The sequence below is a fragment of the Enterobacter sp. T2 genome (assembly GCF_010692925.1).
Lineage (GTDB): Bacteria > Pseudomonadota > Gammaproteobacteria > Enterobacterales > Enterobacteriaceae > Enterobacter > Enterobacter kobei.
Window position 1 is genome coordinate 3,394,203 of the sequence record NZ_CP048736.1, and the last position, 20,483, is coordinate 3,414,685.

Sequence of the window (20,483 nt, forward strand, 5' to 3'; positions counted from 1 at the left end):
AACACTCCCCTGTAAAAAATTGACGCAAACGTTAAGTGGTCTGACCTGATAATAGTCTTAACCATTTTTTTACATTCAGCCAATTGGGGAAACGAAAAAGTGCGAGGTAAGACACAGAGAAGAAAAAGAAAATGCCCCGAGGTAAAAGCAAAACGGTAACCCGTAGGTTACCGTTTTTAGTGTTTGCACCCTCTCCCGTGGGAGAGGGTCGGGGTGAGGGCACCAGCCCGCAGGAATTAACGCAGGCCCAGCTGGAAAATCAGCGTTTCTGCTTCGCAGGCAAACACGAAGTCAATATCCAGCTTCACGCCGCCGTCCACCTCGGTGAAGGTAGATTTGATTTCGCACGGATCGGATTCAACATCACGCGCACGCTTGCTCAGCGCGGACAGGGTTTCTTCCGCTTCAGCGCGGTTGGTGAACACACGGCTGTAAGACGCTGTGCAATCGGAGTTGTCCATGATGGTGCCAACATCCATACAGCAGCAAACCGGGGTTTCATCAGCACTGCATTTACTCATAGCTCAATTTCCTCTGTATTCGCGCAGCGCGCGAGATTAACACGATGCTGCTATTTTACGCCCCGGCGCAGGCTCTCTCCAGCCGTTAATGGCGCAAAATCGGATAAGTGACCAATATCACACTAAAAAATGATCTAAAACAAAAACCACCCTTTTGACTGAGTCGCGATGGTCACATTTTTGCCAACCAGATCTCGTTTCATGAAACATGTTTGAAAATATTAATAAACAAACTTGCAACATCCCAGCTGGTCAGACCTATACTCTGGCCACTGGTCTGATTTGTCTGTCAAACCTCAGACCCTACACTTCGCGCTCCTGTTACGGTATGTAACAATTATTGAATAAAAATAACTCAATGAGGTTATGGTCATGAGCCAGAAAACCCTGTTCAACAAGACTGCGCTGGCAGTCGCAGTGGCAATCGTCTCCACTTCCGCCTGGTCAGCGGGCTTTCAGTTAAACGAATTTTCTTCCTCTGGCCTTGGCCGCGCGTATTCTGGGGAAGGTGCAATTGCTGATGATGCAGGTAACGCCAGCCGTAACCCTGCACTGATCATGATGTTCGATCGCCCGACCTTCTCTGCGGGTGCGGTATATATCGATCCTGATGTCAACATTTCTGGCAAGTCGCCTTACACAGGTGCGAGCCTGAAAGCGGACAATATTGCCCCGACCGCATGGGTACCCAACCTGCACTTCGTTGCACCTATTAATGAGCAATTTGGCTGGGGGGCGTCCGTCACGTCCAACTACGGCCTTGCAACTGAATTCAATAACAACTATCCGGCAGGTGAATACGGCGGTAAAACCGATCTGACGACGCTGAACCTTAACCTGAGCGGTGCTTATCGTCTGAACGACAGCTGGAGCTTTGGTCTGGGCTTTGATGCCGTCTACGCTGATGCAAAAATTGAGCGTTACTCCGGCGAGCAGACTGCCAGCCTGCCGAAAAACAGCAATAAAATTGCCAGCCTGAAAGGTGATGAGTGGGGCTATGGCTGGAACGCCGGTATCCTGTATGAGCTGGACAAAAACAACCGTTGGGGCCTGACCTATCGTTCCGAAGTAAAAATTGACTTTGACGGCGATTACAAGAGCGGCATCCTGGCGCCAGTCAACAACCTGGTTCCAGGCGCGGGTACCACCATTCCATGGGGTACTTCAAACCAGACAGTTCCAGGTTCACTGTCGCTGCATTTACCAGAAATGTGGGAAGTCTCCGGTTACAACCGCGTGGCACCACAATGGGCTATTCACTATAGCCTGGCCTACACCAGCTGGAGCCAGTTCCAGGAGCTGAAAGCAACCGGCAACAATGGTCAAACGCTGTTCTATAAGGATGAAAGCTTCCACGACGCCTATCGTATTGCGTTGGGTACCACCTACTACTACGATAAAAACTGGACTTTCCGCTCCGGTATCGCATTTGACGACAGCCCGGTTCCGGCAGACAAACGTTCCATTTCCATTCCGGATCAGGACCGCTTCTGGTTAAGTGCTGGTGCGACATATGCGTTCAACGAGAATGCGTCCATCGATGCGGGCGTATCTTATATGCACGGTCAGAAAGTGACGTTCCAGGAAGGTCCGTACGAGTTTACCTCTGAAGGTAAAGCCTGGCTGTTCGGTACGAACTTTAACTACGCGTTCTAAGCGCACTGAAATCGAAAAAGGTGAGCATCGCTCACCTTTTTTATTTATTCCGAATCGATATCTTTGAGTTCGTTTTCGATAGCCTTCGCGTTTGGATTCTCCTCCGGCTTCAGCTTGCCACCGTTGGCAATAAAATCGTGATTCTGGAAGTATGCTTCGCGCACCATAATGTAAGGATCGGAAGACTGGCGCAGCAGACCGTCTGAGTCGAGCAGTTGCGCACGGGTTTCAATCCCTTCCACCGTCCATTTACCAATCGACAGCGGCCAGGTCAGCCACGACAGGACCGGATACAGCGTATCGACCATATCGCCACCATCATCACGCACGGTGAAGCTGCCATAGAACGGCAGGTGGACATACGGACCATAACCTACGCCATAATGCCCCAGGGTGCTGCCGAAGCGGTGCGGTTGTTCACGCTGCAGTTTCGGGTTTGCCATGCCAGCGACATCAATAAAGCCGCCCATCCCCAGCAGGGAGTTCAGGAAGAAGCGAGTAAAGTGCACCATCCCCTGATACGGATCGCCCTGCAGGAAGTAGTTCACCATAACCGCGGGCTCTTCGAGGTTGCTGGTAAAATTGCTTAGCCCGTTACGCGCAGGCTGTGGAACATAATCGCGCCATGCCACTGCCACCGGCCGAACCACATACGGATCCAGCACGTTGTAGTTGAAGCTATACATGGAGCGGTTAAATCCTTCGAGAGGATCGGAGCGTCCCGTTTGCTCCCCGGAGCTGGCGCAGCCCACAAGCATCGTCATGCCCAGCGCAAGCGCCGACAGCCGAAGTTTCATAAATATCTCCCTGTTCAGTATGGCTATCGTTGATTGCCATCCGTAACGAAGCATCTGGCGCTCCGTCTGTAAACGTGCAAGTGATTGTAACAGCACGTTTACCGATGTCTATGAGCACAAGTACGGGCAATAAACACCGTGGCTCTGATCTCAGCATAGCCTGGCTTTTGGAATTCGTTTCGCTGGCAATTTTATAATGCCTTTGAAAGAGATGTCTCACCTTTGTTGTCATTGCCGCCAATTTAAGAGCATCCCCACAGGCATCCTGATAAAAGCCGCTACGCTTAAAAGAAAGATCAACCTCCGGGAGCCGTTATGAAAGAAGTGGGTGAAGACAAAATTGCAGAGAGCAAAGAGGATATTGAAATTGAGAGCGAGGAGAAAGCGCGCGGCGAGAAGATAGAAGTTGATGAAGATCGCCTCCCCTCCCGCGCGATGGCAATTCACGAACATATACGCCAGGATGGCGAAAAGGAGATGGAGCGCGATGCCATGGCCCTCTTCTGGTCAGCCATCGCTGCGGGACTGTCAATGGGCGCGTCACTGCTCGCAAAAGGGATATTTCATGTTCAACTTGAGGGTGTCCCCGGCGGTTTTTTACTGGAGAACCTCGGCTATACCTTCGGCTTTATTATTGTCATCATGGCCCGCCAGCAGCTGTTTACTGAAAACACGGTGACTGCCGTTCTGCCAGTGATGCAAAATCCAACTCTCGGCAATTTCGGTTTATTGTTGCGTTTGTGGGGCGTGGTCCTGCTGGGTAACATTATCGGCACGGGTATCGCCGCCTGGGCGTTTGAATATATGCCGATCTTTGATGAACCTACACGGGATGCGTTTGTGAAAATTGGCATGGACGTGATGAAAAACACGCCGGCCGAAATGTTCGCAAACGCCATCATCTCCGGCTGGATTATCGCCACGATGGTGTGGATGTTTCCTTCCGCAGGCAGCGCCAAAATTGTGGTGATCATACTGATGACCTGGCTGATTGCCCTGGCGGACACCACGCATATTGTGGTCGGTACCGTTGAAATACTTTATCTGGTCTTTAATGGTACGCTTCACTGGACTGATTTTTTCTGGCCGTTCGCCCTTCCGACGCTGGCCGGGAATATCTGCGGCGGAACGTTTATCTTCGCGCTGTTAAGCCATGCCCAAATCCGTAACGACATGTCTAACAAACGCAAAGCTGAGCTAAAGGCGCAGGAGAATGAGGGCAATTCGGCAAAAAAAACGGGCTGAATGGTGACTCTTTGAGCAGTCAGGCGGCGATGCGCTTAACGCAAAGTGTAAATAACGCTATACTCGTGCCGCCTCGTCCCCTTAGTTAAATGGATATAACGAGCCCCTCCTAAGGGCTAGTTGCAGGTTCGATTCCTGCAGGGGACACTTTGACCTTTCTCTCTTTTTTCAGCCAATTTCGCCCCATCAACTCATTGAGCAGAGGCGTCCTGTTTTATTTGAGCATAACGCGTTGCCAGTTGTTTTAAATGCAGCTCAAGTTGAGTCTTCTCCCCTTCAGGAAGTACATTTCCAGCAGGATACTGCGACAGTCGTCGGAGCTGTTCTTCAGCCGGTATCGATTGATTAAATGACTGCATAGCGGAAAAAACCACTGACTTCAGCTCACTGACGGTCATGTATTTCCCCTTCTGCTCATCCAGGCCGTTCAGGCGGTGACTCAACTTCTCCAGCGTCACCATTCCCTGATGCCAGCCGTTCAGTTGTTCTGTTGGTAACGCCGCGGCATTCCGTTGCTGCTGCCACTGCTGAACCAGAGGCTTAGCCTGCTCCGGCCACAACATCTCAGCCTGTTCCGTGAGTTTTCGGCTGTAAGTCATACTCCAGTCAGGAGGCAATTTATCCAGCAGGGCAAGTTGCTGCTGCGTTTGCGCGATCGCCGTTTTCGGTAACGAAGATTGCTGGCGCAACGTTTTAAGCTGTTCTGGTGACAGCGGTACAGGCAAAGGTGACAATGAGGCTGCAAGCTGAGCCTGTAGCGGGTCAGTACGGTGAAGATACTGCCAACCCCATAGTGCAAGTGCGCTTATCACCAGCATGGCCCCCATCCCGGCGACGAAAGATTTCCACTTTTTCATCGGACCGGGTATTGCCGTCTGAACGTCAACATTCGCCGGGTACTCCGACTGTGCGACATACACCCATTTTACTGCTTCGTTCCGGGCGTTATCTTCTTCAACAGGACTACTGGCAGAGACGGTTGCTCCCTCGCTGTTTTCCAGCCGGACAGCACTGTTGTGCATCAGGGTACGCAACGTCTCCAGCTGGCTATGATGCTTAAGCTCCAGGCGCTGCAGCACCTCCCCCAGCGCGGTGAGCCGTTGCTCAGCCTGGTACAGCTGGCTGAGGTCGCTGTAATTGAGCGGGAGCGAGCGCATCCGTTGCTGCAGACGCTGACTCAGACTGCTGAGGATTTCCATGCGGGCATGCACCGGCTGTGGCCACATCGCCCCCCACTGATGACTAATCAGCGCCTCCAGTATCGCCAGGCCTTCATTGAGCCCGAATAATCCGGCCAACTGCGTCCGAGCCAGCGTGTACCAGGCCAGCGTCTGAAGCTCCACGCCGTTCTGCTCAAACAGTGAAAGACAAAGTTTCTCGACATGCTGCCAGTTAACGTCTGGACGCGCCGGATGGGTGAGCTTACTCAGTTCATCACGCAGGGCGGTATAGTCCGGTAGCGTGCGCGGGTCGCCGCCGGTTTTGATTTTACGTGGGATAATGTCATTCATGGCCAGTCGTCCATTTGGCGTATCAGGAGTGAGTGAAGGTCGTCGTTTATGCGGCTTCGCGTGCTGCATATTCAGAGGGTGCTGCAGTACCCGCAGCTATGGCAGAAGCGCCAGAATCAGACCAAAAAATGTGCTCTCATCAAAACGCTGTCCAGAACGTGATAATGCACCCGCCGGAGTATAGGTCCAGTCGCTCACCGTACCTGAACGCATAAATAAACGCCCCAGTGACGATATGCTTCCTTTATTGTGAAAGGCCGCTTCCACACATCCGGTCACGCCCTGACCGTACAAAAATACCGGCGTAAACGTTACAGACCGGTCGTCGTAATGCAGGACGATACCGGGAATGTCAAAAGCCCCGCCCTCCACCAGCAGGTCCGTGACCGATGCAGTGAACAGCTCCATATTCAGTCCGGTACCTGCCAGCCACGCGTCCATTTGCTCCTGAAGCTGTGCCATTCGCTGGCGGAACGCTGCAATATCGGCCTGAGTTTTGCTGGTAAACGAAACCGGAACTGGCTGTCTGGCCTGTAGTTTTTTGAGGAACTGTGATTTTACTGACATGGTGTTTTCTGGCCTTACAGACGAGTTTTCGTATCGAGATATTGCTGTTGCTTAAGATGCCGCAGGAGAACCCGCCCTTCCGGCATAAACTCGGTGCCGTAGCGCACCAGGCCGATACCTTTGAGCTCAGCATCAATGGCATAACGCAACTCGCCAGGTACGTTTTGCTCCAGCAGTACTACATCTATCCTTTTCAGGCGGGGTTCATATTTGAGCAGGACAGCCGACAGGGTGCCCATCAGTTCATGGGCGGTACCTGGCATACCCTGGAGGATTTTGGTCATATCCGGCAGGCCATAGTCGGGCAGATGCGCCAGCGTGCCGGCGCGGCAGTTGAGAACGCGCTGCATGTTATCCAGTACCGACAGAATGACCTGATTTTCCTCGCTGACCTGGCAGAGGTTGAGGCCACCGGTGAAATTTCCGGTTAGCATTTCATACAGCGACGGCGTGTTATGTCCCTGGGGCATTAGTCGTCCTTAAGTGGTTGCAGTGTCAGAGAGTTATCGCCAGCCTCCAGAATGCGGGGTTTGTCCGGATCCAGTTCGCTGCGGTTGATTACCTGCTTCCAGGTATTGTTGGTCATATCCGGATGGCGAAACAGCCCCACCACAGCAACAAACTGTGCCGCTTCTTCCATGGGCATATCGAGGTTTGCATCACCGCCCGGTTTCACTACGACATCACGACTCGCCAGCAGGTCCTCTTTCAGAAGGGTGGCATCATCCTGAAGCAGTTGCTGATAGACCGTCTTATCAAAGGTTTTGCGGTCTTTGAGCTGGTAAATCCGGACCACCACAGGTTCAGACAACGAATGATTTTCCCGGGAGTCGGTGTTCAGCGCCTCGCGTGCGGTGAAGTCCAGATGCAGTACTTTAATTTTTTTATAGAACACGGCATTAAACGCTGACCTGGTACCGTCAGTAACGCTTTGCGTCACTCCGCAGCCCGTCAGAGAGAGTGCCATCAGGGGCAACAGCCAGCGCGTGGTCTTAGTTAAACTTGTACGTAACACGTCGGTTTCCTTGTTGTGGTTTCGCAGGCTCCAGCCCGCGGTAATAACCCAGCTCTGTCGTAAAGGTCTCAGGAATATCATCAGGAAGGCTGTCAGCTTCAGCTCCCAGCACGCCGTTCATTCCCAGCCAGAAAGGATTTTCGCCTAAAGGAGGGGCGGCCAGCAGTCGGACAGGCGTGGTCAGGGTGATCCTGGCCTTAAACCGCCATCCCAGGTACACCCGCAGCATCACCAGAAAATCCTGATAAAGCAGACCATCCGGTTTCCAGCCCTGCGCTTCCTGTTCGTTATCGGTCTTGAGCGCGACCAGCAGCTGGCTGCCCGCATCCATTGCTTCGTCCCCTAAAGGCGTATTGCCATCAAGCAGGAAATCGTCATCACCGTAAAAACCCAGCGGCTTACCGATCTCCACCGGTCGAAGGCAGTACGGGCTGACCTTTACGCGGGTATCCGGAGCAAGCAGGCTCACCAGCGCCTGCATCCCTTCCTGGGTTTTGCCTGGCTGCTGCAGAACGCCCAGCAGCGCCAGAAAGCGCGACACTGGCGTGGCAATATGGTTTGCCGTACCCGGTATACCCAGCCCCACCAAGCCCAGCAGCGACTGTGAAATGCTGTCGCTACCGCCCGGTTCAAACGTGGCAGGATAGGAGTATTTACGCCAGATGCGGTAAAACTGCGTCAGGATGCGGTGACTGAAGATATCCAGAAAGCCCTGCAGCGCCTCATGCCCTTCCCGTCGCTGCGTAATGTCATCGAGATAGGCCGTCGGTAACGGTGAGTCGACGCCGTACATCCCCATAAACGTGGTGCGAATAACCGGCGGCTTGCCGCTATCATCCTCGTCGTATTCAACCGCTTTCAGCTCGCTGGCCGGGAACCCCATCCCCGGATGCGGCGCAAAGCGTACCGGGTCATCCGCCGGATGGCTGGTCGATCCCATCAGCGGTCTGCCAGGATAACGTTTCTCCAGCAGCTGGCATAAACGGTAAAAGTTGATGCGGTGAAGTTCGGCTTCCAGCCGCGGAGTCAGCCGGGAATGCGCCGGTTGTGCTTCTCTTCCCATTCCAGGCGTTCTCCGGTCGGTTGCAGAATAATAATCAGGCGGTTAAACAGATAGATATCGGTATAGAGCGCAAAGAAGCGGCTCAGCATCTCACCGAACAGACAGATGTCGCCGCGCCCGGCAAAACCATGGCTATCGAGCGTGACTTCAATCTGCACGCCGCGAACAAGGTAACCCTGCTCGAAGCGCTCGGTTTCGCTGTGCTTCACATCAATGATCGCTTCCAGGCGACGGCGATTCATCTCGCTGTCGGTCCACTCATAGAGCGCCAGAGTGCCGCGCAGCACGTCGGCGTTGTCCATCATCGACAGGAAACCGCTGCCAAGGTGGCTCAGCACGCGCCAGTGGAAACGGTCCTGGGCCGGGGGATAACAGGGAAGCGTTGGCGCACAGAGGTTACGTACGGCGATGCTGGCTGACGTGGTTTTCATCACCGTATCGAGCACGGTGCTTTGCAGCGCCCGTCGCGGAAGCTGGCCGTTGGTGCCGGTGAGCGTCAGGGACAGGCTCTCGTCTGCCGGTACCGTGTGGTTATCAAACGCTTCACCGCCAAGAATAAGCCAGGTATTGTGCAGACCCGACGGGCCGCGACGCACGCGAGTGTGATAATAATATTCCGGCGCTTCATGGCGCATCATGCCGCCTTTGTGGCGGAAGCTCGAAAACGGCACGTAGGTATGCTGACTCGATGACATCACTGAATCGACCGCGTAAATCTCTGTATGACCGTCCTGCACGCGCATCGGCCGCAGCAGGTATTCAGTTTGCAATGAGTTGAGCGTCAGCGGGTCAGATTCCAGCGGGAACAGGTTTATCACCGGCACGCAGTTCAGGCGCAGATGCTTTTCGGTAAAGCTGAAGTCATACTCCCAGCGTTCCGCCAGCACCACGTCGATTTCAAACCAGGGAAGTTCAGCCGGAAAGACCACGCTTTCCAGACCACGCAGGCCGGTGAACATGAATTTCTCGCGGAAGGTGAAGTACTCCAGCAACAGCTGATATCCGCTAAAGCTGCTGCTGCCCTTCGGCCACAGGTCGTCGTCATCACCAAATCCCAGCGCGGTGAAATACCCGTCGAGCGGTCTTCTGTCCATGTCGCCTGGCATCCGTAGCCACAGGCGAGCAACATTCATGGTAAAAGCTTCATGCATGGCGCAGGCGAGTGGTGCATCAGCGTTAAAGTAAAGCGGGATCAGGCTGAGATCGACACGGCTCCAGTCGGCAAGAGGGCTGCAGTTGAAGCGCAGGCTGATAACTGAACGCCCATCAGGATCGGTCGACAGGCGGGCGTGCTCCAGCGACAAGGGCTGAAGGGTAATCTCTTTGGTGGTGGTGTACCGGCAGCGCGTGCCCTTCTCGCCGATTGGCCGTGAATTAACCTCGAAGCCTTTGACAATACGCATCTGCTCTTTCATTTCACGCCAGTCAGGGGTGAATTCCACCACCGACATCGACGGAATCGTACGCAGGTAATGCGGCCATAACAGGCTGACCAGCCCTTCGGTCAGTTCGGGCAGATCATCGTCGAGTTTCTCACGCAGCCGACCCATCATGAAGGCAAAGCCTTCAAACAGGCGCTCCACGTACGGGTCCCGCGCGCCCGCTTTATCGAGGTTGAGCATTGCCGCCTGCTCGGGATGAGCACGGGCAAACTCTTCTCCGGCTTCCAGCAGATAGCGCATTTCGGCGTCGTAATAACGCAGGGTTAAATCGTCCATATTGATTTCTGCTTAGTAAATTGCTGCGTGTTAAACACTTAAGCAAACTCTGGGAGTCTGACATGGGGAATCAAATAGAAAAAAGAATCATCACTGCTGGGTACAAAAGGACGGTTTTATGGCGTATTTTTTTGCCATGCCAGGCATCCAGCCCACAGGGCTCCCCTGGCATTCTATATAACCTTTATCCATTAAAGATATCGTGTATCTTTCTGAAAAGATGAACATTCCCAGGACAGTCAACGCTAAGAGGATAAACGTAGTTTTCAATAATTTTTTACCCGATGTAACGGTTATCTGCCTTCCGGCAATAATAACAGGGAAGATCATAGCCAATAACGGTGAGAAAAAAAAGAAAAATGCAGCAGCAAAAACCACCCAAAATGTGAAATTAACGACATCGGGGTATGAAAGATATTCACGTAACTTATAAATACCGAGATATGAAATCCCGATGGAAACCACCAGGAAGAATGCTACGCCGAAAAATGCAATAACTCGTTGTTTAAAAGGATACATTATCAATAATCCATCGGAATAATTTCTTGTAGCGTTTCACGCAAGTATTTTCTGGTTTCAGCAATCACGAACTCTTTCCCGGTCCGTAGCATCCCATCCAGATACATAGCACCAAGATCCCAGAATCCATCCTCGATCTCGCGAGCTTTATCTATAAACTCCTGTTGTGCATTCTCAATTAATTCAAAAAGTTTATCCGTCACTTTAAAATGATCGTCCAGCACGTTCAATGCGATGCTTGCCCCGAGACCAACAAGTACGACAGCCACAAGTGGGCCAATAACAAATGGAGTCATTGTCAATAAAGCACCAGCCCCCCAACTGATAGTAGAAGCAATACCAATTTTTACGACATCTGTTGCCAGTGAGCCTATAAATTCAGCCAGACTGGTACCGTCATTCATTATGAAATCAATGGTACGATACGCGAGAGCAAAATAGAAAGTTATTACAGTGCCTTTTACAATGGTATTTTTAACACCAAACTTCCCAATTCCCAAACTGACCACCTTGGGATTTTTAAGAGCATATACAGGTGCATTTAATATTTTTCGCACCCCTGCATATCCAGTAAGCTTTATAAGCTCAGTTCCATTTTTATTCACGTACACAGTAGATTTAATATCATACAATTTTAAATCTGCAATAAGCATAGTTGTTGTAATGGCATCTTTAATACCCAAGCCATAATTTACTGCAATCTGTCCTGGCTGGCTTTGTGTGAGCTCCACCCAACCATTTTTGTAAAATCCCCATGATGACAGTATTTCATATACTTCGCCGAGCGTAAGTAACATAACTTCTTGGCTATTGGCCTGAAGCATAGCCCTTAACTTATTATCCGGGAAGTTACGTGTGTTACGTAGAGCCGGGTAGTCTGGCACAAAAACCGATGGTTTTTGCTCACCAGTCAAATAACCAGGCACTTCAGGGGAGGTTTGCGTCCCGCCAGCCGTAAAACCGGCTGCCGATTCTTTAGCGGAAGCTCCACTGCTCTTCTCGTACGTATCATCCATCATTGACGGAATAAACTTCGCCTTACAGGGGCAGGTACTGTAACTGTCGAGGGTTCCGGCCATTCGCCTGTCGTGTATGGTGTCATTGTCGATGCCGCCGGCGATCTTGAAAATCCCGGCATGTTTACCGCAGGTGACACTGTCCTGCTCCCGGGCTACAGGTTTATCAAACAGTGTGTGATCCTCTGCGCCCGTGGTGATTCTCCCGCCGCAGGTCGTCTTATCGCCCTGCACCAGATAAAAGCCTTCTGCAGCCATATTTTTCCCTTACTTACATCCAGTTTCGGTTATCCGCAAAGCACCGCACTGCTTGCCGGATCGAGCGCAATCAGACCGGACAGAAGCAAATCCATCTCAGGCTGAAGCCGAGATTTATCGGTTTCGCTGCGCGAGGCTTTCATGCGCAGCAGTCTGAGTCGGCGGGATTTGACTTCAAACAACAGCGCCGGTGTCCACTGCGTGAGGGTGATGGACTGTGCTGTACTGTCCAGCTCGCCCAGCAGATGGAGGGCAAGTTCATTTTTGCCCTTCTGCTCGGCTATACGCGCCATCAGCAGGCGCAGCAGCCATTTGTCTTTTATGGCGTCGGTGCCCGGGCGGGTCTGCAGCCAATGGAGTGCCGCGTCCAGACCGTCCGTGTCCGCTTTCTCCAGCGCTTCCGGCTCGAGGGTCAGGATATCGTTATCCTCTCCACTGCCGGCACTGACCGGCTCATCCCGCCAGCCGGACATATCGTCCAGTACGCTCTGATTAATCCAGTTCAGCGTGACCTCATCGGCAAATGGCGTCCCGTCATTAAAAGCCAGGGTTTCCAGTCCGGTAAGGCGGCGCAACAGCCCTTTCAGGTCGGCGTTGATGATGTCGGCCAGCACATCCTGCCCCAACTTCACCAGCGCCTGATGGATATACCACTGCAGATCCAGCCAGAGGTGATTAGCGCCACGCGAGAAGGTGCTGTCCGCCTGCTCCAGTATCTCCAGCCAGCTCTGCTGCAGGTACAGGCGTTTCAGCATCGCCCGCTGGTCTGCCCGGGGTGGTTCAATGCGTGTTTTCCCTTCGGCATCCGGTGCAGGAATAGCGCTCAGGGTGTCATGCCTCAGGCTCTTCATCAGCCGGTGAGCGGCAAGCCAGCCATCGGGTTGTTCACGCAGATACCCGGTCAACGTGCGTGCCTGCGCCAGCAGATCCTGACCGGACGTGATGCGGCTCATAACGGGTGCGTCAGACTCCGTCGAGTACGAAGCCGGGAGTTGGGACTGATTACCGGCATTCTGAGGTACCACGGCATCCACGCCCCCCGCCTTCATCAGGCGGGATTCCAGCGCGCTGTACAGGGCATTCAGCTCGGGTCGTGACGTTTCCGGCTCTGTTTGCAGAGCGTCATGGATGAGCAACAGCGCGCCTGCCGTGCGAAGGGCATCATCGCGGACCACTTCTGGCCAGAGTGACAGGCTGTCAAGCAGACGAGAACCTGCAAGCCACTCAAGCGCGGGCTTACGGCTTCGCTCCCGCTGCGGATGAAGTTGCGTTCCGTAGCGCTGCAGCAATCCCGCCACTAACTCAAGCCCTTCGGCAAAGCCTGTTTCACCATCCTGGTGCAATCGCGCCCAGCAGTAATAGGTCGCAATGCGGATATCTTTGGCGGTAGTCGTCAGCAGTTTTTCGGCAAGCGTACAAATCAGTCCCGTATCGATACCGGAGAGTTTATTCACCTCCTCTCTTATACGCTGGAAATCATCGTCATACCCGGGATCTTCTCCTGTTACACAGGCCTCATTTACCGGGGCAAGCCAGGGTTGCCAGCTTTCCGCGCGTGCCTGAGCCTGCTTTCGCAGCTGGGTTTCGTCCGCCTGACAGGCGGCAATCAGATTCTGCAGAGTGTCCATTATTCGCTTTCGTCCATGTCATTGTCTTCGGTGTTCGCCATCAGCGCCTGAGCCGTGGCCGCGCTGTCGACGCTAAAGATCTCATCCGGCAGCGTGAAGCCGCGCAAAGCCAGTAGCGCCAGCGGCCCACTGCCAAGCTGTGAACGCAATACCCATTGCAGGGTGCGACCATCCGGGGCGGTGAAATTCATCATCCACTGACTGCGGTCGAGCTGCTGGCGCTTGCTCTGATCCAGCCAGCGAATAAAGCCCCAGGTTCCGCTGTAGTCGCCGAAGAGACGCGCCCCTGCGTTAACCGTGGTCCAGGTCACCATGGTTCCCGGCTTATAAGTCTCTCCCGGCCAGCGGAAGGACTGCCAGTCAGCCATCTGGTTAAAGTAATGCAGCTTTTGCCCATCAATCGTCAGTTGCGTTTCCACAACCTGTGGTACCGGACGTGCCTGCAGTTCAAAGCTGATGCCCTGACTGCCATCGGTAAACAGAATGTCCGACAGCTGGGTCAGCTGATTAATGGCGCGCAGAAACGCCGGGTTAAAGTTTAACCCCTGACTGTTGACCTTATCCGGCACCCACTGGCTGCCTTCTTTGTGCAGCACACCGCTAAGTTCCGTATTCAGAAAGCGTTCAATACGCCCGCTGTCCTTACGTATAAACTCGGCAAGCATCGGCAAGGAAACATCACTCTTACTCGCCGCAAACGGGAAGCGTCCGTCAAATGCCGTGTGCCAGTTCGCCACGACTGAACGGCTCCACTTATCATTCAGGCTGGCCGCAGACGGCTGAAGCACGGTCTCCCAGGCCTGAGTCAGCGGCTGCACAAACATCGTGCTGCCAAACCCGCTCCACTCTTCGCCAAGGCTTGCCGAAATCAGGCTGCCATACTGCTGAGTGTCAGTCAGATCCACGCTTTTGCCCTGGAACACGGTCTGCGCCAGGGTTTGCATCATCTCCTGCGGATCCGAGGCGTTTGCAACCTGCTGCAGACGCAGGCGTACTCGGGTGATGCGGGTCAGGTACGTCTGCAGGCTCAGCGAGTTGTCAGCCGACATGACGTTGCTGCCTTTATTTTTACCCAGCAGCTGAAGCAGCGGTCCGAAGGTTTCATCCAGCGGCCCCTGCGGTCCTGACGCAGACTGGTCAATCGCAGGCTTGTCTTTTCCGCCTACCAGATCCTTAGCCGATTTGAGGATCGAATCCGAAAGACCTTCGCTTTGCTGGCCGGTCTGTCCCTGCCAGGCGAGGGTATTCATCAGGGCAATCATCGGAGACTGGCGGACATCACTCATCAGGGTCAGCTGGTCCGTCACATCGGCAATATTGTTTGTCGGGTTGAGTTGCAGGCTGTTGAGGAAGCTCAACCAGCTGCCAGCAAAGTCGGTAAAGTAACGTTCTGTCAGACGGGCTTTGAGCGCTTCCGGCGACAGGTCAGCCGATACAGCCTTGTGTGAATCACTGAGTACCCAGTCGATTACATCCCGACGTGAACGGGCTGCTTTCTCTATGGCCTGCTGAACGCCACCTTCCCATGCCTGACGAGAGAACATGCCCGGCACCACCTCCTCGGTGGTGAACAGTCGTCGCGCATCGGTACCGCTGGTCATGTCTTCCAGAGAGATATCTGCAAAGTTACGACGCACGGATTTGAGCATGTTCTCATACAGCGTACTTTCTGCATTGCGGCGGCCAATCTGCTGGAGCAGCACCTGACGACTCTGGCTGACCAGCTGCGCATCCGGCGTGATTTTCCACTGTGGCTGCTCAGGCAGTTCGGTGATGTAAAAGGCCCACAAGTCCGGCGACAGGCTTTGCCACAGGCCGGTTGAAATGCCCATGCGCGTAGGCTGCACGCTTTTCATCGTCTGGGCGTAATACGCGCCGTCGGCTTTATCCGGGCGAGCCATCATCAGCCAGGCTTTCAGCTGGTCATACCCCGGCTTCGCCAATTGCGCCCGCTGATCGCTGCCGGGCGCTGAGCCTACCAGCGCAGTGAGCTTCTGTGCCAGGGCGGCATTTGCCGGGTCGCGAATCAGGCGGTTGTTCGCCACGCCGTACCAGGGCAGCAACGCATCGAGCAACTGCTGGTTATGGTCAAGGCCAAAGCGCTGATACCAGGGCGTGCCCACCTGAACATTGTGCAGCAGGCGGCCTGCGTCATTTCGCAGGTCATGGAGTCCCGTCAGCTGATAGTCGGATACGGAAGGATGTTCAACCAGGTTGCGGGCTTTTCCTGCGACAGAGGAGATTTGTCCGTAGTTCATAGCAAAGGAGAGCAACAGACCAATGCCCCAGAGACCCACAGCCGTCATGATGCTCCATGCCAACGTGCGTTCCCAGGCAATACCAACGCGGTGACCGCGGACGCGCATGCAACCTTCAGTAATCCCAATCCATGTTGCTGGCAAAGTTAGCGCATGTTTGTGTAATGACTGCACATGCTCGTGATCCAGATCCCTTCCAGAGTCATCATTAAAAAGTTCAGGCTTATTTATCTGACTGAACATCAGCCCCCGCAATGGAACACGTTGCTGAGAACTGTGCAGCCACGGCGTCAGACGAGTTGCCCATAATTCGCTTCCCCCTTGTTCAAGCTCCCGGGCAAGACGCAGCAGGAAATCATTTTGACGATTTTCAGCAATCTGCAAAAGTCCCTGTTCCCGTAGCTGTGGCAGTAATTTTCTGAGTTGTGTTGCTACAGTGTCTGGCATCGCCCGTGACGGCAGAGTGATACCAACCGGTTGCTGATCACGTCCAACCTGAGACCACTCACTACTACATAACCGCCACAACCAGACTGGAGCAGAATAACGCAGCACTTCGCTGATTTTCTCCAGCCCACGTAAATCGTTGTCGCTCGTCTGGACCGTAAGATTCAGCTCTTCATTAACCACACAGATAATTCCGTCCAGCGGACGGCCACGTCGCAATTTGCGAAGTGCGGTGTATTTTTCAACATCAACGTCCGAGGACAGGCTCCCACCATAAATCAATACCGTACGGTCACCTTCCTGCCAATGGCTGCTTTGTAGGCCGGGAATCAGTTTTTCGATGGCTGTCTCATCACCAGTAACTAACAGTAGACGGACTTTATTTTGCCATAAGTAGCCATAGCGTCGGCATAGATGAACTTTTATAGGATCCTTTTTACTGTTTTTTTTATACTTATTTTGAAAATTAACTGCGAGAGACTTCCCACTCCTGATAGATTGAAACCAAGGCTCCCTGTGATAGAACCATACACCGAAATTCATCAACATAAGAAATACGGAAAATAAAAACATGCATAAGAACCAAAGGCTCACCTTTTCCTTAGATGATACCCACCCAAATTTTTCTCCATAATAGTAAGCCCCTATAGCAGTCAGCATACCAAAGATAAAAAGACATGAAATAAGGCCAATAACCCTCCATTTCGCTGGGATGCTCAATTTAACGCTCCTTGTTATTATCAAACTGTTTTATAACATTAAAGACATAGTCATCACCAACGCTGGCGACCATCAAAACCGGCTCATCGTTTGTTTCTGATATCAATAACGATAAAACAAACGCCAACCACAAATGGGTATCACCTAACTTACCCAGCATCAAATTTAAATGTTTTACCTCATAATTCCATTCAACATTCATAGATGCAGATGAAGCCCTGAATATTTCTAAAACATCCAAAGCATTCTTTTCGCTCATATTACTAAAAACTAATTTTGTCGTTCTTAGAACATCTGGCTGATAAGCTATCATATTTACGAAATTTTGTTTGGCTTGATTTTTATTGCATGCCATAGTTCGCAAAGCCACATTATTATTTTCTTTTCCTGGTATTTGCTTTTGATGAGTCACTATAAATATTGAGGCAAATTCTGATGAGTCAGGGCAATATCCATCAACACCCTCAATGTTTGCAGATATGATTATTATTGCTCGATTCAACGCGATATCAGATAAAGTCTCAAATTCTTGCTCTAATGCTTTACTACAATAATAAATATCCCCCAAACAATCATCATTAAAACCAACTGCTGCCCAACATTCTTTAAAGATCGAGAAAGTAATATAACTATTGCCATATGTAAACATGACATCAAAGATACAGAGTTCTTTCAATCCTAACAGCCTTGCTCTGACTGATGACAATAACTCATAAATCAATTGTTCTTCAGAGTATATCGTTCCATTATGACCACGTAGTTTCAATTGCTGATCTTTATATATTTCAACAGGATTGGACAATGCTATATCGGTCTGTATTACTGCAGATGGAAGAAATAAATTATAAGCGGACACATAAAACTTTTGATTGGCCCATTCAGTCCAATTTTTTCTGGTTAATTCTGCTTCATGCTCTCTTGCTTCAGCCACTGACAAACATAACCCATAGTAATATGTTCGAACTGCAATAATTAAAAAAAAGGCAAACATTCCCCAAAAATACAGAAATGCAGATAATTTTAATAGCTCACCACTTTCAACAGGAGCAATAACTTTAGCCCCCACCCAAAATACTGCCATAGACAATAAAAGACATAAAAGAGATAAAAACCACTTATTCCATTTCATTCCATGAACTTTATCGCATGGAGGAATTATTTGCACAGGCCAACTCATATTGCACCCCACAATTGTTAATGGCACCTTTCCAGATTTTATTGTATTTTGATTAGTAGATTTGACCATCAATTTTTAATTTAACATCTATATATGTCGAATGTTCTTTGCCACGTCTGTTAAGCATATATTTACAAAATAACCCATCCTGATAAAATAATTTCTGTGCGCTCAGTACATCAAGCCCAAACTCAACAACATCATTTTCCGATGGGGAGAACGATGAATAATAATAACCCAGTGCAGGACGCAATAATTTCACTGCTTCACACTCACTGAGTTTGTGGGCAACATCAGCATTTCGATACACACGCAAAATTTTATTCACAACCAATATAAGCTTAATTTCACATACATTTGAATCTGTTAACCCAAGTGAATGGCTTAATCTTTTTCTGCATTCACCATCGCCATTCACTGAATGAACCACCCCGTCTCCGTTAATATAAGACCACGTATTGACATTGCTTAATAACTGCTCCTTTTGCCATTTATCCAGAGCAGGAATCAATAGACCAAATACTGAGGGATCAAAATAACGAAGTAATATATCACCGAGTGATTTAATTGACTGTACAGCGGACAAAGCTATTTGTTCAGCAAGCTGTTCCCCTGTTAAATTCGTCGAAATCCACGCACAGACACTGCGCCCCTCCCCCGCCGCAAGCTTCTCGTTTTTTATCTCGCTCAAAGAATGGTGAATACTATTATTAAACAATTGGTCATCCTTTTCGCTTAACTTACTAAGAGGAAACAGGTAAAGAGGTAAAGTACCTTGAAGTTCTTTGTGCTGAAATATTACAGGGTAAGATTTATAAACTTTTAGGGTATCGTGTAAAAAATATCCTGTTTGATATTCTTTCAAGGATGCATCTATCAGTAGAAAGCAACATCCATTTGTACCAAAAGCAGCACGTGTGATTTTTTCTTTTATATCTTTAAAAGAGTCACCATCCATCATTTACCCTTGCAGACTAATATTAAAAATAAACATAAGGTCATTAGCATCCATTTCACGCCAAAACCAACACCCTCTTGAGTAAACCAACCCAGCACCAGGGCAAGAGGGTTTATTTTCGTTATCGGGATTGCACTATTTCCCCTCCCCCATGAAACATCACGAATATTATTCTGCTATTTTATTAAGATCACATTTTTGACATACCCTACATTTCAAAGATATTCTCTAAATCTCTCAGAGCGAAAAGACTCCAATTGTCCTGATATTTTCTCCAGAGGACCATAAGGCGGCAAGACCGGCGGCGGGGGAAGCTCACGCGTCCACGGTCTGCCGTTCATCACCTCAATCTCCCGCTTTGTACGCAGATCTGCTAATTTCTCTGGCTCAACAAACCGGGAGCATACCTGCTGATTTTCAACTGAATTCATGAAATATCCTTTATCGCCGATTCCAGGGCTTTATTCTGGTCAGCCACGCTGCGGTTGAATGGCGCTGTGCCAAATACGCATTTCTCACACCATATCTGAAGCTCGTCATCCGACATCCAGGTCACTACCACCTGCAACAAAGTTATCGCCACCATCGCCTCCCAGGTCATCAGTACTGCAAGCACCCGAATGCCTAATACCTCAACTGCCAGACCACGAGCGATTAAATCAGCCCCATCCTTTGCGAGAGGTTTACCAATAAGCTCCAGCAGAAGACCGACTGATTTTGTGACAGCCAGGACATCCACAACTGTTTTCAATCCCATCACACCCATCAGGAAAAAACGATTATTCTTAAATTCATCTACACTGCTGAAGCTCCATCAGTAAACACCGAAATCGCCGAAGCAAACCCACCCGCTACCGCCCCAACGCCCTTGACCCATGCTACCGTCAGCTTACCGGCTTCCAGCCCTTTTTCTACTGCCGGCAAAATAACCGTCGTCCCCTGGCTCACCATCGCCAGACCGCTGGCCAGCAGGCTCGCCAGCGGCTTCTTATCATCCCTGAACTGTCCGTACAGGTAGATAAAATCGAGCGCATTCAGCACCAGCAACAGGCTGTTTATCCCTGCCAGCCGGTATTCACTGCCCTTTTCTGAGGCAAAGTACTCTTCCAGCCTGCTGCTCATCCTCTGCCTGTTCGCGGTGACTTCATTCCGGTTTGCCATAAAGCGTTCGCTGTGGCGGATACCTTCCAGCACCGTCTGGCGCAGGGCCGGGGCATCTTTCAGATAGTCATTCACCAACCCGTGAACGGTCTCGGACGGTATCCCCGCTCTTACCATAAATATCAGCCTGACCTGTCCACCCGCAGAATGCGGCTTACCCTGTCTCCCACCGTGACGATAAACGCATCCGTACTGAAGAGCTGTACTTCCAGTTTGCTGGCATTTTTCCGCAGCCCCTTCACCACCGT

The 20,483-nt window shown here is 51.1% G+C and carries 19 protein-coding genes and 1 tRNA gene; 3 read left to right on the top strand and 17 right to left on the bottom strand.

Annotation, left to right across the window (positions count from 1 at the left end):
- Positions 1–236: 236 nt before the first annotated feature.
- Positions 237–521, bottom strand: coding sequence for a YfcZ/YiiS family protein (locus tag G0034_RS16355; protein ID WP_014884686.1), 285 nt, complete (start codon positions 519–521; stop codon positions 237–239).
- A 372-nt stretch (positions 522–893) separates the two neighbouring features.
- Here G0034_RS16355 and fadL point away from each other — a divergent pair, with 372 nt between their 5' ends.
- Positions 894–2,177 (top strand): long-chain fatty acid transporter FadL, encoded by a 1,284-nt coding sequence (fadL, locus tag G0034_RS16360; protein WP_014884687.1) that lies wholly within the window; start codon positions 894–896, stop codon positions 2,175–2,177.
- Between the two features lie 44 nt (positions 2,178–2,221).
- On the opposite strand, the gene mlaA is transcribed toward fadL, so the two are convergent.
- On the bottom strand, positions 2,222–2,974 hold the full coding sequence (gene mlaA / locus G0034_RS16365; protein ID WP_023338584.1) for a phospholipid-binding lipoprotein MlaA: 753 nt from the start codon (positions 2,972–2,974) through the stop codon (positions 2,222–2,224).
- 315 nt (positions 2,975–3,289) lie between these two features.
- On the opposite strand from mlaA, the gene G0034_RS16370 reads away from it, so the two are divergent.
- Complete coding sequence (locus tag G0034_RS16370) at positions 3,290–4,219, top strand: formate/nitrite transporter family protein (protein WP_014884689.1); 930 nt, start codon at positions 3,290–3,292, stop codon at positions 4,217–4,219.
- Positions 4,220–4,294: 75 nt separating this feature from the next.
- Positions 4,295–4,366: transfer RNA gene (locus G0034_RS16375), tRNA-Arg, on the top strand.
- A 44-nt stretch (positions 4,367–4,410) separates the two neighbouring features.
- On the opposite strand, the gene G0034_RS16380 is transcribed toward G0034_RS16375, so the two are convergent.
- The 15 genes from G0034_RS16380 to G0034_RS16450 all read right to left on the bottom strand — a co-directional run bounded on the left by G0034_RS16380 (position 4,411) and on the right by G0034_RS16450 (position 20,352).
- Entirely contained in the window at positions 4,411–5,730 is a 1,320-nt protein-coding gene (locus tag G0034_RS16380; protein ID WP_179121097.1) for a VasL domain-containing protein, read from the bottom strand.
- A gap of 96 nt (positions 5,731–5,826) precedes the next feature.
- Positions 5,827–6,297, bottom strand: coding sequence for a hypothetical protein (locus tag G0034_RS16385; protein ID WP_047344855.1), 471 nt, complete (start codon positions 6,295–6,297; stop codon positions 5,827–5,829).
- A gap of 14 nt (positions 6,298–6,311) precedes the next feature.
- Positions 6,312–6,767 (bottom strand): type VI secretion system baseplate subunit TssE, encoded by a 456-nt coding sequence (gene tssE / locus G0034_RS16390; protein WP_045269247.1) that lies wholly within the window; start codon positions 6,765–6,767, stop codon positions 6,312–6,314.
- Entirely contained in the window at positions 6,767–7,312 is a 546-nt protein-coding gene (gene tssJ / locus G0034_RS16395) for a type VI secretion system lipoprotein TssJ (RefSeq protein ID WP_023338587.1), read from the bottom strand. The genes tssE and tssJ overlap by 1 nt, the downstream gene beginning before the upstream one ends.
- Positions 7,290–8,375, bottom strand: a complete 1,086-nt coding sequence (tssG, locus tag G0034_RS16400; protein WP_179121098.1) for a type VI secretion system baseplate subunit TssG — start codon at positions 8,373–8,375, stop codon at positions 7,290–7,292. The genes tssJ and tssG overlap by 23 nt, the downstream gene beginning before the upstream one ends.
- Entirely contained in the window at positions 8,339–10,093 is a 1,755-nt protein-coding gene (tssF, locus tag G0034_RS16405; protein WP_179121099.1) for a type VI secretion system baseplate subunit TssF, read from the bottom strand. Before tssF ends, tssG begins: the two co-directional genes overlap by 37 nt.
- Before the next feature lie 90 nt (positions 10,094–10,183).
- The gene (locus tag G0034_RS16410) at positions 10,184–10,612 is read right to left on the bottom strand and encodes a DUF1240 domain-containing protein (RefSeq protein ID WP_179121100.1); all 429 of its coding nucleotides are present in this window, start codon (positions 10,610–10,612) and stop codon (positions 10,184–10,186) included.
- A 2-nt stretch (positions 10,613–10,614) separates the two neighbouring features.
- Complete coding sequence (locus G0034_RS16415; RefSeq protein ID WP_179121101.1) at positions 10,615–11,886, bottom strand: PAAR domain-containing protein; 1,272 nt, start codon at positions 11,884–11,886, stop codon at positions 10,615–10,617.
- 29 nt (positions 11,887–11,915) lie between these two features.
- Entirely contained in the window at positions 11,916–13,514 is a 1,599-nt protein-coding gene (gene tssA / locus G0034_RS16420) for a type VI secretion system protein TssA (RefSeq protein ID WP_117580771.1), read from the bottom strand.
- Positions 13,514–16,879 (bottom strand): ImcF-related family protein, encoded by a 3,366-nt coding sequence (locus G0034_RS16425; protein WP_232952249.1) that lies wholly within the window; start codon positions 16,877–16,879, stop codon positions 13,514–13,516. Before G0034_RS16425 ends, tssA begins: the two co-directional genes overlap by 1 nt.
- 61 nt (positions 16,880–16,940) lie before the next feature.
- Positions 16,941–18,116, bottom strand: coding sequence for a KPHS_23130 family T6SS system protein (locus G0034_RS16430; RefSeq protein WP_179121102.1), 1,176 nt, complete (start codon positions 18,114–18,116; stop codon positions 16,941–16,943).
- A 52-nt stretch (positions 18,117–18,168) separates the two neighbouring features.
- Complete coding sequence (locus G0034_RS16435; protein WP_179121103.1) at positions 18,169–19,077, bottom strand: DUF4123 domain-containing protein; 909 nt, start codon at positions 19,075–19,077, stop codon at positions 18,169–18,171.
- Positions 19,078–19,289: 212 nt separating this feature from the next.
- Positions 19,290–19,505, bottom strand: a complete 216-nt coding sequence (locus G0034_RS16440; protein ID WP_023338596.1) for a hypothetical protein — start codon at positions 19,503–19,505, stop codon at positions 19,290–19,292.
- A complete protein-coding gene (locus G0034_RS16445) occupies positions 19,502–19,831 on the bottom strand; it encodes a hypothetical protein (RefSeq protein ID WP_179121104.1) in 330 nt (109 codons plus the stop codon). The genes G0034_RS16440 and G0034_RS16445 overlap by 4 nt, the downstream gene beginning before the upstream one ends.
- A 38-nt stretch (positions 19,832–19,869) precedes the next feature.
- A complete protein-coding gene (locus tag G0034_RS16450) occupies positions 19,870–20,352 on the bottom strand; it encodes a hypothetical protein (protein ID WP_179121105.1) in 483 nt (160 codons plus the stop codon).
- Between the last annotated feature and the right edge of the window lie 131 nt (positions 20,353–20,483).